The sequence below is a fragment of the Micromonospora sp. WMMD956 genome, assembly GCF_029626125.1.
GTDB lineage: Bacteria > Actinomycetota > Actinomycetes > Mycobacteriales > Micromonosporaceae > Micromonospora > Micromonospora carbonacea.
In genome coordinates this window covers 1,421,855-1,436,027 of record NZ_JARUBI010000005.1, presented here as the reverse complement: position 1 = coordinate 1,436,027, position 14,173 = coordinate 1,421,855, and the positions used below count along the sequence as shown (strand labels likewise).

Below are 14,173 nucleotides of genomic sequence, written 5' to 3'. Positions count from 1 at the left end.
GCCCGAACGCCTGCCGCCTTGTGAGCGGGGGCGAACTCGCTTGTTAAGGGGGGTTGACTCGCCTTGGCGGAGCGTGTTCAACTTGTCGCCACCACCCCCCTGGATAGCACAGTTAAGGGGGGTAAACCTGTCGGTTGGTTGGCGGCGTCGGCGTTGCGGCTTCGGCTGCGGCGTGCGCGTACGGGCTGCCGTGCACACGTTCATTGAGAACTTCACAGCACGAAGCGCCGCGTTGATTCGTCTGCGGTATGCCTGCATTGATCCACACGGTGGCCGACCTCGGTAGATCCCGAGCGAGCGGGCCGAGTGGGCGGATCTGGCGCGCGGTTGCTTCTGCCACTGATCGCCCCTGTCGGGGGTCGCGCTGTTAGGGCGCGGCCCCCGCTCCGGGGGGCTTTCCCCGGCCCGCTGTGTTCGGGCCGTGCGTGACCGGGGCGTGATCGCCCCGCGCTGTCTACCTGACCTGACCTGTAGGGAGAGGTGATCTCGCTATGTCCGTGCTCGCTGCGTGTGTCCGCGTCACGACCAAGTCCAGCGCCACCTGGCGCACCTGCGCCGCGTGCGGGGGCCTCGCCCCGCTGGCCCCCGCCGAGCAGCACTGCCGGCCCTGCCGGCCGTCGTCCTCTCGCCGTACCGGAAGGAATCGATCGAAATGACCATCGACCACGACGCCGCCATGGGGCCGGCCGCCGCTGACCTGGCCGCGATCGAGCAGGAGTGGCCGTTGATCGCGGCCGACTTGGACCTGCTCGACGCCGAGATCGCGATGCTCTACGCCGCCGACGACGGCGGGCCGACCGCGCTGGACTGGCGCAGGCTGCGCCGGGCCGAGTCTCGGGTTACCCGGGCCGCCGCCGAGGTGGCCGCCCGCCCCGCGCACGTCTGCAACCTCATTGAGGTGCGGTTGACGACGGACTGCCGCTACGGCTGCAAGATCCTGGCCTGCCGGGTGTGCGGGGGCGAGCAGGTGTCGCACCGGGCCGTCTACGGCTGCCCCGCCGGCCAGAACGCGACCCCCCGGGTCGCGTGATGTCGCGGATGAGGGCCGCGTACTGGGACCCCGACGGGGAGCGTTACGGCATCCCTACCTTCTGGTGGAGGGGTGCCCCGCCCGGCTACGCCACCCGCCGCCAGTTGCGCGCCGCCGGCCTGCGCCCCGCTCAGCCGGTCGCCGCTCAGGTGCTCTGGCGTGGCGTCGGTGGCACCCGCGCCGCCTACCTGTACCGGGTTGACCTGGCGCGGCCGAAGCGCACCGCCAGCCCCGCCCAGCTCCGCGCCGTCCGCGCCGCGTTGACCGCGCGCCGTACCTGCCGCATCTGCGGCGTGACCCGCTCCTACTACATCCCGCGTTCGCTCGGCGAGTGCCTGACCTGCGCCGACCCGGCCACGTTCCCTGAGGAGGAAGCAGCATGACCGCCCCGACCATCAACGGCACCCGCTACCCACAACCCGTGGACGAGTTGCTTCCGGCCGCCCGTGATTTGCCGCTGCCCGCCGGGCAGCAGTTCCCGTCGCGGAACCGGTTGATGCGTGAGTTCCGCATCGGTGCGGCGAAGGCTGACGACCTGCTCGCCCGTCTCAAGTCCGAGCACGCCGACCGTACCCGGGCCGAGACGCTGCGCACCGCGATGGTCGTGCGCGGCGCGCTGCTGACCCCCGCAACGGCCGCCGACGAATCCGCCGTGCCCCGGCTGGACTACCCGGAGCCGATCGGCCCGGACCCGGCCCCCGTCCCGATCGTGGCCGAGCAGACCACGCCGACCGCGCCGGCCCCGGCCGTCGCCGTGGACAGTGCGCCGGTCGAGCAGGTCGAGCAGGTCACGGTGGTCAGTCACCCGGGTACGAAGATCAGCCCCGACCGGCACGGCAAGCGGGCCCAGGGCCGGGGGTGGGCCTACGTCGGGGTGATCCTGGGTGGGGTGGTGTCGATCGCGGCGAACGTGGCGCATACCTACCTGCCGAAGCCGCCCGACGGCGCGCCCGCCGGGTGGGCCCCGGCCCCGGGGTGGTCCCCGTCGCCGCTGGCCGTGGCGTTGTCGGTGTTCTGGCCGGTGGCCCTGTTCGTCGCGGTGGAGATCCTGACCCGCATCCCGTGGGGCGAAGGGGTCAGTTCGGTGGTCGCCCGGGTCGCGGGTGTGCTGCCGGTCGCGGTGGTCGCCGCGGTGGTGTCCTACCGGCACCTGTCCGGGCTGCTGGAGCACTTCGGCGAGGACCCGCTCACCATCGCCATCGGCCCCCTCGCCGTTGACGGCCTGATGGTCATGGCGTCGGCCGCGCTGCTGGTCACGAACCGTCGTAGCCGTACCTGACCCCGCCCGGCGGCACAGCCCCTGGCTCGCAACCTGTGCTGTGCCGCCGGTCCGGTCACCCAACCCCCACATGAAGGGAGGGCACCTCTGATGGTGCCAGACACCACGTTCCTCACTACCGAGGTGGCCACGGTGCGGGCCGAGTTGGTGCGGGTGGACGCGAAAGCGTCGACGTTGCTGACGCTCGCCGGCACCGCCCTCACCGTCGGCCTGGCCGGCACCGCGCTCACCGCCGCCCTGGTCCTGTTCGGCTGACCGGTGCTCAACCGCTACCCCTTTCACTGAGAGGAGGCACCGGTGATGGTGCCGAGAAGTGAGCAGATTGACCGGCCGCGCGTGGCTGCGGCGGCGGTCGGGTCGAAGGATTCGCGGGCGGGGTTGGCCGTCGGATTGACGGTCGGCGGTCCGGTGGTCGTGTTCGCGACCGGGTTCGGGCTGGCGCGCGATGCGCAGGTCACCGGGTGGCTGTTGCTGGCCCTGCTGATCGCGGCCGGGGGTTACGGGATCGTGCGGTGGCTGCTGCGCTCCCGGGCAGGCCGCCGGTGAGTACCGACACGATCGAGGCCACCGACACGACCGAAGCCACGCCGCCCACCACCGACCCGGAGCAGGGCCACGGCCCCGCTGGCGAGGTCGGGGGTGATGGCCTGCCCCTGGCCGACGCCGACGGACCGGCCGACGAGTCGACCGCCGACGACACCGGAGGTGACCCGCCCGACGGTGACGGCCCGACCGGGTTTCCTGGTGGGGCGCTGCTGCTCAGTGCCGCTGACGTCCTGGCCGTGGGTGGTGGGGCGGTGTGGGCCGGTGCCGGTGGTGTCGGTGCGCTGCTGCTGGCCGCCGCCGCGACCGCCGCCGCCGGACTCGCCGTAGCCGACCGGAAGGCCAAACGGGACCGCGCACGCCGCGACGCCGCTGGGCGTACCGGTCAGGTGGCGCGGTCGTCGCGGCGGGCCGCCGCCGCTGGCGGCATCCCTACCAGCGCCCGGGGTCGGGGTCGGGCCGGCGGCGGGAAGGGTTCACCCGGCGGCGGGCTGTTCGGCCGGGCCAGGCCCGGCGGGAAGAGCAGGGGCGCGGGCCGCCCTGCCGCCGGTGGCCTGGGCAGACCCACGGGCCGTAAGGGTGCCGCCGGTGGCACCGGCGGTGGTGGGCTGTTCGGGCGGACCAAGCCCCGTGCGGGTAACGGCTCTACCGGCGGTGGGCTGTTCGGCCGGGGCAAGTCCACCGGCGGGAAGGGCACCTCCGGGGGTGGGCTGTTCGGACGCGGCAGGCCCGGCGCGGGCAAGGGCGGCACCGGCGGTGGCCTGTTCGGCCGGGGCAGCCCCAGCAAGGGCCGGAAGCCGCAGCCGATCACGGGCGTGCGCCCCCGCACGGGTGCCACACCCCGGGGTAGATCCACCGGCCCGAAGTCGGCCCCGAAGCCGATCGGTAGCCCGGAGGAAGCCGCCCGCCTCGCCGAGGAAGCCCGCAAGGCGCGGGAGGCCAGCGAGCGCAACAACCCCATCAACGGCAACGGCCCGGCCGGACTGGTCGGGTCGCTGGAGATCACCGCAGGAGGTAGCGCAGCCATGGGCAACTTCCCTCTCCCCGGGGCCGCATCGGAGTTCCGATCGGCCGCGAGCAGGTACACCCCCGATGACATGTACGAGTTCGGGGCGCATCTGGCGCAGATGCCCGCCGCGATGCTCGACATCGCCGAGGGCTTGAAGGCGATGGCGTTGCGCACCCACGCCGAGCGGCCCGTCGACCCCCGGGTAGTCGAGGCACTCGCGGCGCTTTACCAGGTGCAGCGGGCCACGATCGCCGCCGCCGAGACGATCGCTCCGGTGTTCCGCAAGGTCCACGAACGCGACCTGGCCCGTAAGGAAGCCCCGCGCACCAACGAGCAGGAGTGGAACGTTTGATGACCAGCACCGACACCAACCCGCAGATGGTGCCCCCGGCCAGCGTGCCGGGGGCCACCCCCAACCCCGCCCCTGCCCCGGCCAAGCCGGCCCGGGGGCGGGCCATGTCGTGGGCCGCCTACGCCCTGTCGACCTGGCACTGGCGGCACCCCCACCCCGCCTGGGGCACGTTGAACGCCGCCGGGGCGACCCTGGGCGCGGCGAGCATCGCTGCTGCCGCGCAGGTGCCCGGCCCGTTCGCCGCGATCGGTGGGGCGCTCGGCGCGGCCGGCGCGGTCGCCGCCGGCATGGCCGACGACCTGCCCGGCCACCGGCTGCTGTGGCGCGGCTGCTGCTGGATGATGCCCGGCGCGTGGGCGACCGCCGCCCTGATGACGGATGCGGTGTGGTCGGGGTGGGCGGTCGGCACCCTCGCCGCCGGCACCGCCGGGTTCGGCACCGTCGCCACCGCCATCGGCCGCACTCGCCGCCGCCGCGCCACCGCCGCCCAGCAGCACGCCGCCGCTATGGACGCCGCCGCCCGCCGGGACCGGGTCGCCGCCGTGTGGGAAGCCCGCATCGCCCGCGTCACCGACGTGAAGGTGCGGGTGCGTAACGTGCAGGGGTGGGCGACCCGCACCGGGTTCACCCTCGACGCCGACCTGCCCGCCGGGGGTGCGACGTGGCGGGACATCGCCCGCCGCACCGAAGGGCTGGCCGCCGACGCGCGGCTGCCGCACGGCTGCGAGGTCACCGTCGAACCCGGCGACAGCCGCGGCGCGGTGCTGCTGCACGTCTCCACCGTCAACGCCCTCGCCCAGGATCACTACCTGGACGACTACAGCCCCCTATCGATCAACAACCCGCTCGCGATCGGGCCGCTGCGCAACGGCGAACAGGCCGTGATCAACCTGCGCTACGCCTGCGGTGTGCTGGTCGGGCAGACCGACAGCGGTAAGACCAACCAGTTGCAGACCATCAACACCCAACTCGTCCGGTGCGTGGACACCCTCGTGTGGCAGATCGACCTGGCCGGCGGCGGGCTGTCCCGGCCGTGGGTCACCCCCTACGCCGAAGGCCGCGCGCCGCGCCCCGCCGTGGACTGGGTCGCCACCAGCATCGGCGAGGCGGAGATCATGGTCCGCGCCGCCATCGAGATCATCAACGGCCGCAAACCCGCGTATCAGCAGCGGATGCGGGCGGCGAACGACGACAAGATCCCGGACGGGCCGGACCTGCCCGAGATCGTGATCGTGGTCGACGAGATCAAGACCGTGCCGCCGCACATCGTGAACATGCTCGCCCAGATCAGCGACACCGGCCGCGCCGCCGGAGTCCGCACCCTGTGCTGCGCGCTGCGCGCCACCGACGACTACCTGCCCATCGCCATCAAAGAGCAGGCCCGGATCAGGATCGGGATGCGGGTCACGGATGAGAAGGAACTGAACTACCTGTTCGGCTGGAAGTACAACATCGACGCCGAAGCCGCCCCCTACCAAGGCTGCGGGTTCCTGCTCGCCGGCAACCCCGGCGAGGCCGCGCCCATGCCGTTCAAGGGCTACCGCACCGACCCCAACCGCATCGACGCCGCCGCCGTCGCGGTCGCCCCCTGGCGACCCGACCTCGACGCCGTCTCCGCCCAGTTGGCCGGCAAGGTCGCGGTCAAGGGCACCCGCGCCTACGCCGACCGGTGGGCGCGCACCATGCCCACCCTGTTCACCGACCCCATCACCATCACCCCGGCCGCGACCACCCCGACCGCGCCGCCCGCCCCGACTACCGGCTCCATCCCGGCCGTCGGTGGTGCGGGGGCGGACATCGCGCACCTGTTCGACCCGATCCCCGGCGACACCCTCGACGCCGCCCTCGACCGGTTCAAGACCATCGCCGCCCGCAACATCAACGAACTCGGCATCGACATGACCGCCGCCCTGAACCACCTCAACCCGGTGCCAGAGTTGCTGACCCGCGCGCTGGAGGCCACCGACGCCAACGGCGGACGCATCCACACCGGAGAACTCGCCACCCGCCTCGACATGGACCCGGCCACCCTCGGTGCCGAACTCGGCCGGCTCCTGCGCGATGTCGGGGTCGAGCGGCACAACGCCAGCGGCACCATCCGTATCGGCGACGCCGTCAAAGCCGGCTTCACGTCCGTGACGCTGCGTCAAGCAATCGAGGGCTACCGCATCGGCGGACAACAGGCAGCCTGACCCCTACACAACCCGTGTGTGGGGCTATACACGACAGCCTTCACGCCTGTATAGCCCCACACACCCTGTAGAACCCTCTGACCTGCCTGTGAAGCCGTGAAGGCTTCACACCAACAGGGGGGTTCCGGCCCGAAAACCCCGCCCGACCCCCCACCCTCGCGCACCGCCTTCACACCCCACACACGCCACCACGCCGGACCCCACCCGGCGCGATCCCACACACCCACAGACGACTACCCACAGTCAACGCTGAGGAAGGTCATCACCGATGACCGATCACCTACCGCAGTCCCCGGCCGATGCCCTCCGCGCCGCCGCCGGCTACCTGCGTCGGCATGGCTGGCACCCCGGTCCCGGCCTCTACGACCCGCACCACGGCTGCACCCACGGCGGTTGTCGGGTGGTCCGCTCTGGCATGTACCCGGCCAGCATCTACGGCGCGATCCGCGCCGCCCTGCTCGGCCGACCGCGCTGGTTCGCCATCACCGACCCCACCACCGCCCAGGTCTACGCCGCCGCCGTCGACCACCTCACCCGACACCTACGCACCCGCACAGTTGTCGACCTGCACGCGGCCATCCTTCCCTGGGAACACGCACCAGGCCGCACCCGGCAACAGGTCATGACCCTGCTTCTGTCCGCCGCCGGCACCGCACCCGCGACCCCGGCCCCGGCGGCACGGCTCGCCCCGGTCATCCCGCTGGACGCCCGCCGGCCGAGTAACCGGCCGCGCCGGATCGCCTAACCCGAAGTGCCTGATCGGCGCGCTTCGCGCGCTCACCGCTCGGTGGCCAGCGTCCGCGCGGCGCTGGCCACCGGCCCGCCCGCGCCAGGAAGGAAACGCCCTGATGCCCGACCTGCTCGCCGCCGCCCTCGACTACGCCGCCCGGGGCTGGCCGGTGTTCATGCTCGCCCGGTCGAAACGGCCCGTCGCCAACTGCCCGCCCTGCACCGATGCCGGCCCCGATCATGACCGCGACGCCTGCCCGTGTTTGACCTGCCACGGCTTCTACGCCGCCACCACTGCCCCCGACCGGGTCGCCGCGATCGTGGCCGCCGTTCCTACGGGGCAGCTCGCCCTGCGCACCGGTGCCCCGTCAGGGACGGTCGTGGCCGATGTCGACCCTGCCCACGGTGGCCGCGACACCATGAACGCCCTCATCGGCCGGAGGTTGCTGCCGCCGACCGCGTACGTGGTGACCGGCTCCGGTGGCCTGCACCTGTACTACCGGCACCCCGGACAGCCCGTGTCGTGTAGCCAGGGCAAGCCCGGTCAGGGGCTGGGGCCCGGTGTCGACGTGAAGGCCGATGGCGGGTACGTGGTGCTGCCCCCGAGCGTGCATCCGCGCACGGGCCGCCCGTACCAGTGGGCACCCGGCAGGGGGATGGAGGAGATGCCTCCCGCGCTGGTTGATGCCTGCCGACCGGCCCCGCCCGCACCGCCCGCCGACCCGCCGCACTGCCCGAGCAGCATCCGCGCGGCGGGAGGCATCTCCTTCCCTGATCGGCTGTTGGCCGCGCACCTGCACGCGGTCACCACCGCCGCTGAGGGAACCCGCCGCACCACCCTCTACGGGGCCGCCCGGGGTGTGGCCCGGATGGTCGCCGCCGATGCGATCAGCCGCGACGACGCGATAGCCGCCCTCACCACCGCCGGCCGCCAGGCCGAGCAAACCGACCGCGACATCCGCGCCGCCATTCGAGGTGGCTTCCACGCCGAAGGACTCGCCGCATGAACCCACCCACCAGCACGACCGGCCAGCCCGACGACGGTGCGGCGATCCTCGACCAGGTCCACGCCTGCCTCACCAAGTACGTGATCCTCCCCAGCCCCGAAGCGGTCGACGCGGTGACGCTGTGGATCGCCGCGACCCACGCCCAAGCCGCGTGGGCGCACGCGCCCCGCCTCGTGATTCGGGCGCCGGAGAAGCGGTGTGGGAAGTCTCGGCTGCTCGACGTGGTCGAGGGCACCTGCCACGACCCGCTCATCACCGTCAACGCCAGCCCCGCCGCTGTCTACCGCGCGATCGGCACCGGCCAACCCCCGACCCTGCTCGTGGATGAGGCCGACACCCTGTTCGGCGGGAAGAACGCCGACGCCAACGAGGACCTACGCGGGCTGCTCAACGCCGGTCACCAGCGCAACCGGCCCGCGATCCGGTGGGACAACAACACCCAGAGCCTGGAAAAGATCCCCACCTTCGCCATGGCCGCCCTCGCCGGCATCGGCGCGATGCCCGACACCATCGAAGACCGCGCCGTCGTCATCCGCATGCGCCGCCGCGCACCGGGAGAGACCGTTGCCCCCTACCGCCACCGCCGCGACGGCCCGGCCCTGCGCGCCGTCGCGCAACGCCTGGCCGGATGGCTCCGCGCGAACCTTGCGATTCTCGAAGCCGCGGAACCGCCCATGCCGGTAGAGGACCGGGCCGCCGACACCTGGGAACCCCTCGTGGCCGTTGCCGACCTCGCCGGGGGTACCTGGCCGGCCCGCGCCCGCCAAGCCGTCACCGTCCTGACCGCCGAAGCCGACGACGCCGGCAACGTCTCCCAACGCGTCCGGCTCCTCGCCGACATCCGCACCGCGTTCGCCACCCTCGGCGACCCGCCCGCCGCGCCCACCGCCGACCTGCTCGCCGCCCTCAACGGCGACCCCGAAGCACCCTGGGCCGACAGCGGCCCCAACGGACTGACCGGCAAGAGGCTCGGCGACCTGCTCCGCGAGTTCGACATCCGCTCCGACACCATCCGCTTCCCCGTCGGGCAGGCCAAGGGCTACACCCGCGACGCCTTCACCGACGCCTGGCAGCGCTACTGCCCCCAACCGGAAACCCCCTCCACCGGGGTATCCGTACCATCCGTACCAACCTCGTTTCCGCAGGTCATCCCCGGTACGGATAACCCCGCTGGTACGGATCGATCCGTACCACGACGCACCCTCACCGCCGCCCCCGGTACGCATTAATCCGTACCGCGATCCAATCCGTACCGCCCCTGACCAGGCAAAACGAGCTTGGTACGGATGGTACGGATACCCCCGGCCAAGCCGACCCACCAGAACGGCCCGCTGAGAAACCCTCAGCCGCACCGGCCCACACCCGCACACCGGGCAACACCGGATCGCGGCCCCACGACGCCCTCAGCGGGCCGTTCTGCGCCCATCTAGGCGAATACCTCCTGCTTTCCAAGTCCGACGGCAGCCGTCGACCGAGAGGCGCTCTGCATGCGAATCAGGCTGCACGGCACACCCGCTGAAACAGCCGCCGCCCTCACCGCGCTCGCCCGTGTCCTCACCGTCAACCGCGTCAGCCGGCCCTACCCCGACCGGCAACCCTCCACCCGGCACCGCATCTACCTCGACGCCACCCCGAGGAAGGACGCCCGGCCATGACCGATCCGGCCCGCCCTCACCGCAAGGCCCCTCGCCCGAATCGTCACCTGACCATCGCCGAAGTCTGCGACGACCTCGGAATCAGCCGATCGACCTTCTACGACTGGCGAGCGAAGCGAAAGGGGCCGCCCGCCCGCAAGCTGCCGAACGGAGAAATCCGGATCGAGCGCCATGACTACGAAAGCTGGCTTGAATCGCTCTACGAGGAGGCCGCTTGAGCACCACCTACGACGTTCGAGTGTGGTCGATCGACGTCTACGAGGGAAAGAGGGGGCGCACGTACTGGGTTCGTTGGGTCGTCGCCGGTCGGCGGAACAAGGAGCCCTTCAAGACCAAGGCTCTTGCCGAGAGCTTCCGATCCGACCTGCTCTCGGCGGCGCGAAAGGGTGAGGCGTTCGACATCGAATCGGGCCGTCCCGTCTCGATGCGCCGCGAGACCGCCGTCATGTCGTGGTACGACCTCGCCTGCGCATTCGCTGACATGAAGTGGCCGCACGTCGCCGCGACGACCCGGCGCACTCACGCGGAAGCCTTGACCGCGCTGACCGTGCTCATGCTGTCCGGCACCAAGGGCCGCCCGGACGGCAAGCTTCTGCGGCACGCGCTGAGCCTCTGGGCGTTCAACACCCCCCGGCGAGAGTCGCCGGATGCCCCCGCTCATGTGCGGGCCGCGCTGGACTGGGTCAAGAAGAACACCCGCGACGTGGGCAGCCTGAGTCGCCCGGAGGTGCTGCGTCCGGTACTGGACGGTCTGACAATCCGACTCGACGGCTTGCCGGCCGCGCCGAGCGTCATCAGCCGCCGCCGCAAGATTCTCAACACGACGGTTGAATACGCGGTGGAACGGCGGTTGCTGCCGACCAACCCGCTACCGCAGTTGAAGTGGAAGCCGCCAAGAACCGTCACGACCGTGGATAGGCGGTCGGTGGCCAACCCGGTGCAGGCGCGGACCCTGCTCGATGGAGTCCGAGAGCAGGGCCGCATCGGGCCGCGCATGGTTGCCTTCTACGGCTGCCTGTACTACGCCGCGATGCGTCCGGAGGAAGCCGCTCGCCTCGCAAAGGCGAATCTGCGTTTGCCAGAGAAAGGGTGGGGAGAGTTCATTCTCGACGGCGCGGCCCCGCACGCCGGGCGCGAATGGACCGACAGCGGAAAGAACCGGGATTCTCGCCAACTCAAGCAACGGGCGCGCGGCGAGTCGCGTACTGTGCCGTGCCCGCCCGAGCTGACCGCGCTGATCAACGCCCACGTCGAGCAGTTCGGCTACGGCCAGGGCGACCGGCTGTTCGTGTCGGAGCGGAACAAGGAGGAGGTACCCAAGGGCACCATCAACCGCATCTGGCGATGGACCCGCGCAGCCGTGTTCACGCCCGAGGTCTACGCCTCCCCGCTGGCCCGCACGCCGTACGACCTGCGGCACGCCGCCGTGTCGACCTGGCTCAACGGGGGAGTGCCGCCGACGCAGGTAGCCGAATGGGCCGGGCAGTCGGTAGAGGTGCTGCTTCGGATCTACGCAAAATGCCTTGACGGGGGCGATGAGGCGCTGCGGCGGCGTATCGAGCGGGCCCTTGGCCACGACTGACCCGCGCCGAAACTTCGGCACCACTTCGGCACAGACACCCGCCAAGGGCCGTTGACGGCCGGACACAGCCGGACACACGATGAAGGCCGCTGACCGGGTTCGCCCTGGTCAGCGGCCTTTTCGTGCTGGTCAAAGATTCCCTAGCAAGGGTGCCCCCGGCAGGATTCGAACCTGCGCCCCCGCCTCCGGAGGGCGGTGCTCTATCCCCTGAGCTACGGGGGCTCAGCGACGGGAGAAGACTAGCAAACGTCCTCACCGAACGCCGAATCGGTATCGGGCCCGGCGGGTCAGGCCGCGATCGCCCGTCCGCAGCTCGGTAGCGGGTGCAGGGCGATCCGCCGGGGCAGCCGGCGCGGCCACTCGTTCTTCGGCCAGGAGCCGTCGACGATGAGGTGCACCGGGTTCTCCTCGGCCCCGCTGAGCCGCAGCACGAAGTCGCGGGGCAGCGGCGGGTCGACCGACGGGGTGGTGATCATGAAGCGGACCCGGCCCCGGGACGACACGGCGGAGATCACGTCGGCCGCCGGCATCGTGCCGCGCAGCCGCACCCGGCCGAGCCAGTAGACCTCGGCGAGGTGCTCCTGGGCGGCCCGGGTGATCGCCGGGTACTCCAGGCGTACCCAGCGCTCGACCGCGCCGACGCAGAGCCCGCAGGCGCGCTCGCGCGGCTCGCGCGGACCCAACCCCCAGGCCCGCAGGTACGCCCCGACGGCGCCCGCGTCGGCCCGGGGGTCGAAGCGGCGCTGGACGAGCGTGGTGAGGCTCTGCCGCGTCCACAGCTCCTCGTCCAGGCCGAACTCGTCGGGGTGGACGCCGCGCAGGACGTCGATCAGCTCCAGTTCCTGTTCGCGGCTGAGGGCTCCCGGCTCGCCCTGCCGCTGTCCGCGACGGACGGCTGCCACCGTCCCGTCACCGCCGATGGTGTGGCGTCGGCACCAGCTGGTGACCGACCGCCGTGCGTCTCTGAGTGCAACCCCCACGTCCTGCGCAACGAGCCCGAATCGCAACTGGTCACGATATGTAGGTAGAAAACTCTCTCAAGCTGGCTAAAGGGTCAGACGCCATCTAAACGGACATGGGGTGCCGATGGGCGCGCGAGCGGCCCGGAAAAGGCCCGCGCCCCGCCGGGGTCGGCGGGGCGCGGGCCTTCGATGCCGGAATCCGGCGATCAGCCCTTCGAGAGCCGGTCGCGCGCGGCCGTGAGGTTGGTCAGATCGGTCTGCTGCGTGTTCTTCATCGTCTGGGCCACCCGCACGACCTCGGAGTCGTCGCTGGCCTTGAGGATGCCGTCGATCATGTGCACACCGCCCAGGTGGTGCTGGATCATCATCTCCAGGAAGAGGACGTCCTTCTCCCGGCCCCGGGGGGTGTCCCGCAGCTTCGCCATCTGCTCCGGGGTGGCCATCCCCGGCATCAGGCCGTTCTTCATCGACGCCGCGCCGTCGGGCATCCACGCCATCCGGGGCTGCGACCCGGTGGGGTCGAGGCCCCAGGAACGCAGCCACGTCTGCATGGTGCCGATCTCGCCCTGCTGGCCGGTGGCGATGTCGCCACCGATGCTGACCACCTCGGCGTCGGTGCCCTGCTGGAACGCGATCAGCCCCATCTCCACCGCCTGGGCGTGGTGGGTGGTCATGTCCCGGGCGAAGCCCGCCTCGGCCGAGGCGTCACCCGGGCGGGTGAGCTTCGGGGTGAGCAGGCCGCCCGCGTACCCGAGGAGGAGGCCGACCACGACGGCGGCGACCACCGCGAGGGTGCCGAAGCGTCGGCGCGCGCCCGGCGCGCCGCCGTCGTCGCCGGTCGCCGGGCCCTCGGCCGTGTCGGGTTCCGTCGTCGTGGGTGCGGTCATCGGTGTCCTCGTCCTCGGTGGTCTCGGTCCCGGGTCACTGGGTGGGCATCGCGGCGCCGTCACGCGGCGTGGTGCCGGTGGCGGTGATGCCCGGCTGGCCGCAGTTGGCGGTGGGACCCTCGATGGAGGCGTTCACCCGCAGCGTCTTGATGAACTCGTCGATCCGGCTGTCGTCTGCGTTGTCGACCTTGAGCTGGTAGCCCCACGCCTGGAGGGAGATCGGCTTGTCCAGCCCCTCGTACGGGCTGAGCATCAGCTTCTCCTGGCCCTGGACCCGCTCCTTGAGCTTGGTCACCTGGTCGGCCGGCAGGTCGGGGCGGTAGGTGATCCACACCGCGCCGTGCTCCAGGCTGTGCACCGCGTGCTCGTTGGCGATCGGGGCGTCGTAGACGTCGCCCATGCAGTTCTGCCAGGTCGCGTTGTGCGGGCCGGCCACCGGCGGGGCCTGGGCGTACTTGATCGAGCCCTGCTGGTGGTTGCTGCCCTTGACCAGCTCCGGGTCCGTCTTGCGGAAGTTGACGATGCCGCTGATGTCGGCGGCCCGGTCCTCCCACGGCTTCGAGCCCTGGAACGTCGCCCAGGCGCCGAAGCCGATGATGGCGACGGCGAGCACGCCGACCGCGGTGAACAGCGCGATCGGGCCCCACGAGCGGCCCTGGCTCACCTTCACCGGTGCGATCGGCTTGCGGGGGCCCTTGCCCTTGCCGCCCGCCGAGGGGCGTGGGGCGTCGCCCGTCGACTTGCCGGCCCCGGCCTTGGCGCCGGCCGCCGGCCGGCCCGCCGCCGGCTTCTTGCCGGTGGTGACCACGGTCGGACGGCGCTCCGGGCCGCCCGGGGTGCTGATGCTCATCGTGCCTCGTCAGGTCGGTCGGTCAGAGTGGGTGGCGGACGGTGTTCACGCGCAGGGTGGCCGCCGAGTGACCGAGTCTACCCCCGATAACATGGT

General features: G+C 71.8%; 16 protein-coding genes and 1 tRNA gene. 13 read left to right on the top strand and 4 right to left on the bottom strand.

Annotation, left to right across the window (positions count from 1 at the left end):
• Positions 1 to 652 precede the first annotated feature (652 nt).
• The 13 genes from O7628_RS06605 (at position 653) to O7628_RS06545 (ending at position 11,378) form a co-directional block, all read left to right on the top strand.
• The gene (locus O7628_RS06605) at positions 653 to 1,030 is read left to right on the top strand and encodes a DUF6284 family protein (RefSeq protein WP_278129107.1); all 378 of its coding nucleotides are present in this window, start codon (positions 653 to 655) and stop codon (positions 1,028 to 1,030) included.
• A complete protein-coding gene (locus O7628_RS06600) occupies positions 1,030 to 1,413 on the top strand; it encodes an RRQRL motif-containing zinc-binding protein (RefSeq protein ID WP_278129106.1) in 384 nt (127 codons plus the stop codon). The genes O7628_RS06605 and O7628_RS06600 overlap by 1 nt, the downstream gene beginning before the upstream one ends.
• Positions 1,410 to 2,309, top strand: coding sequence for a DUF2637 domain-containing protein (locus O7628_RS06595; protein ID WP_278129104.1), 900 nt, complete (start codon positions 1,410 to 1,412; stop codon positions 2,307 to 2,309). Before O7628_RS06600 ends, O7628_RS06595 begins: the two co-directional genes overlap by 4 nt.
• A 90-nt stretch (positions 2,310 to 2,399) precedes the next feature.
• Positions 2,400 to 2,564 carry a hypothetical protein gene (locus O7628_RS06590; protein ID WP_278129102.1) on the top strand — a complete coding sequence of 55 codons (165 nt, stop codon included), beginning with the start codon at positions 2,400 to 2,402 and terminating at the stop codon, positions 2,562 to 2,564.
• A gap of 45 nt (positions 2,565 to 2,609) precedes the next feature.
• On the top strand, positions 2,610 to 2,855 hold the full coding sequence (locus O7628_RS06585) for a hypothetical protein (RefSeq protein ID WP_278136240.1): 246 nt from the start codon (positions 2,610 to 2,612) through the stop codon (positions 2,853 to 2,855).
• A complete protein-coding gene (locus tag O7628_RS06580) occupies positions 2,852 to 4,213 on the top strand; it encodes a hypothetical protein (RefSeq protein ID WP_278129100.1) in 1,362 nt (453 codons plus the stop codon). The genes O7628_RS06585 and O7628_RS06580 overlap by 4 nt, the downstream gene beginning before the upstream one ends.
• Positions 4,213 to 6,405: a hypothetical protein gene (locus O7628_RS06575; RefSeq protein WP_278129099.1), complete on the top strand. Its 2,193-nt coding sequence runs from the start codon at positions 4,213 to 4,215 to the stop codon at positions 6,403 to 6,405. The genes O7628_RS06580 and O7628_RS06575 overlap by 1 nt, the downstream gene beginning before the upstream one ends.
• A gap of 268 nt (positions 6,406 to 6,673) precedes the next feature.
• Positions 6,674 to 7,150 (top strand): hypothetical protein, encoded by a 477-nt coding sequence (locus tag O7628_RS06570; RefSeq protein WP_278129098.1) that lies wholly within the window; start codon positions 6,674 to 6,676, stop codon positions 7,148 to 7,150.
• A 103-nt stretch (positions 7,151 to 7,253) separates the two neighbouring features.
• Positions 7,254 to 8,141, top strand: a complete 888-nt coding sequence (locus O7628_RS06565) for a bifunctional DNA primase/polymerase (RefSeq protein WP_278129096.1) — start codon at positions 7,254 to 7,256, stop codon at positions 8,139 to 8,141.
• On the top strand, positions 8,138 to 9,370 hold the full coding sequence (locus O7628_RS06560; protein WP_278129094.1) for a DUF3631 domain-containing protein: 1,233 nt from the start codon (positions 8,138 to 8,140) through the stop codon (positions 9,368 to 9,370). Before O7628_RS06565 ends, O7628_RS06560 begins: the two co-directional genes overlap by 4 nt.
• A gap of 258 nt (positions 9,371 to 9,628) precedes the next feature.
• The gene (locus O7628_RS06555) at positions 9,629 to 9,796 is read left to right on the top strand and encodes a hypothetical protein (protein ID WP_278129092.1); all 168 of its coding nucleotides are present in this window, start codon (positions 9,629 to 9,631) and stop codon (positions 9,794 to 9,796) included.
• Positions 9,793 to 10,014, top strand: a complete 222-nt coding sequence (locus O7628_RS06550; protein WP_278129091.1) for a helix-turn-helix domain-containing protein — start codon at positions 9,793 to 9,795, stop codon at positions 10,012 to 10,014. Before O7628_RS06555 ends, O7628_RS06550 begins: the two co-directional genes overlap by 4 nt.
• Complete coding sequence (locus O7628_RS06545; protein ID WP_278129089.1) at positions 10,011 to 11,378, top strand: integrase; 1,368 nt, start codon at positions 10,011 to 10,013, stop codon at positions 11,376 to 11,378. Before O7628_RS06550 ends, O7628_RS06545 begins: the two co-directional genes overlap by 4 nt.
• A 150-nt stretch (positions 11,379 to 11,528) precedes the next feature.
• Here the strand turns inward: O7628_RS06545 and O7628_RS06540 are convergent.
• The 4 genes from O7628_RS06540 to O7628_RS06525 form a co-directional block, all read right to left on the bottom strand.
• Positions 11,529 to 11,600 (bottom strand) — tRNA-Arg (locus tag O7628_RS06540).
• A gap of 65 nt (positions 11,601 to 11,665) precedes the next feature.
• Entirely contained in the window at positions 11,666 to 12,358 is a 693-nt protein-coding gene (locus O7628_RS06535; RefSeq protein WP_074472750.1) for a winged helix-turn-helix domain-containing protein, read from the bottom strand.
• Positions 12,359 to 12,546: 188 nt separating this feature from the next.
• Positions 12,547 to 13,227 (bottom strand): DUF305 domain-containing protein, encoded by a 681-nt coding sequence (locus O7628_RS06530; protein ID WP_278129087.1) that lies wholly within the window; start codon positions 13,225 to 13,227, stop codon positions 12,547 to 12,549.
• 34 nt (positions 13,228 to 13,261) lie between these two features.
• On the bottom strand, positions 13,262 to 14,077 hold the full coding sequence (locus tag O7628_RS06525) for a DUF3105 domain-containing protein (RefSeq protein ID WP_278129085.1): 816 nt from the start codon (positions 14,075 to 14,077) through the stop codon (positions 13,262 to 13,264).
• Positions 14,078 to 14,173: the final 96 nt, after the last annotated feature.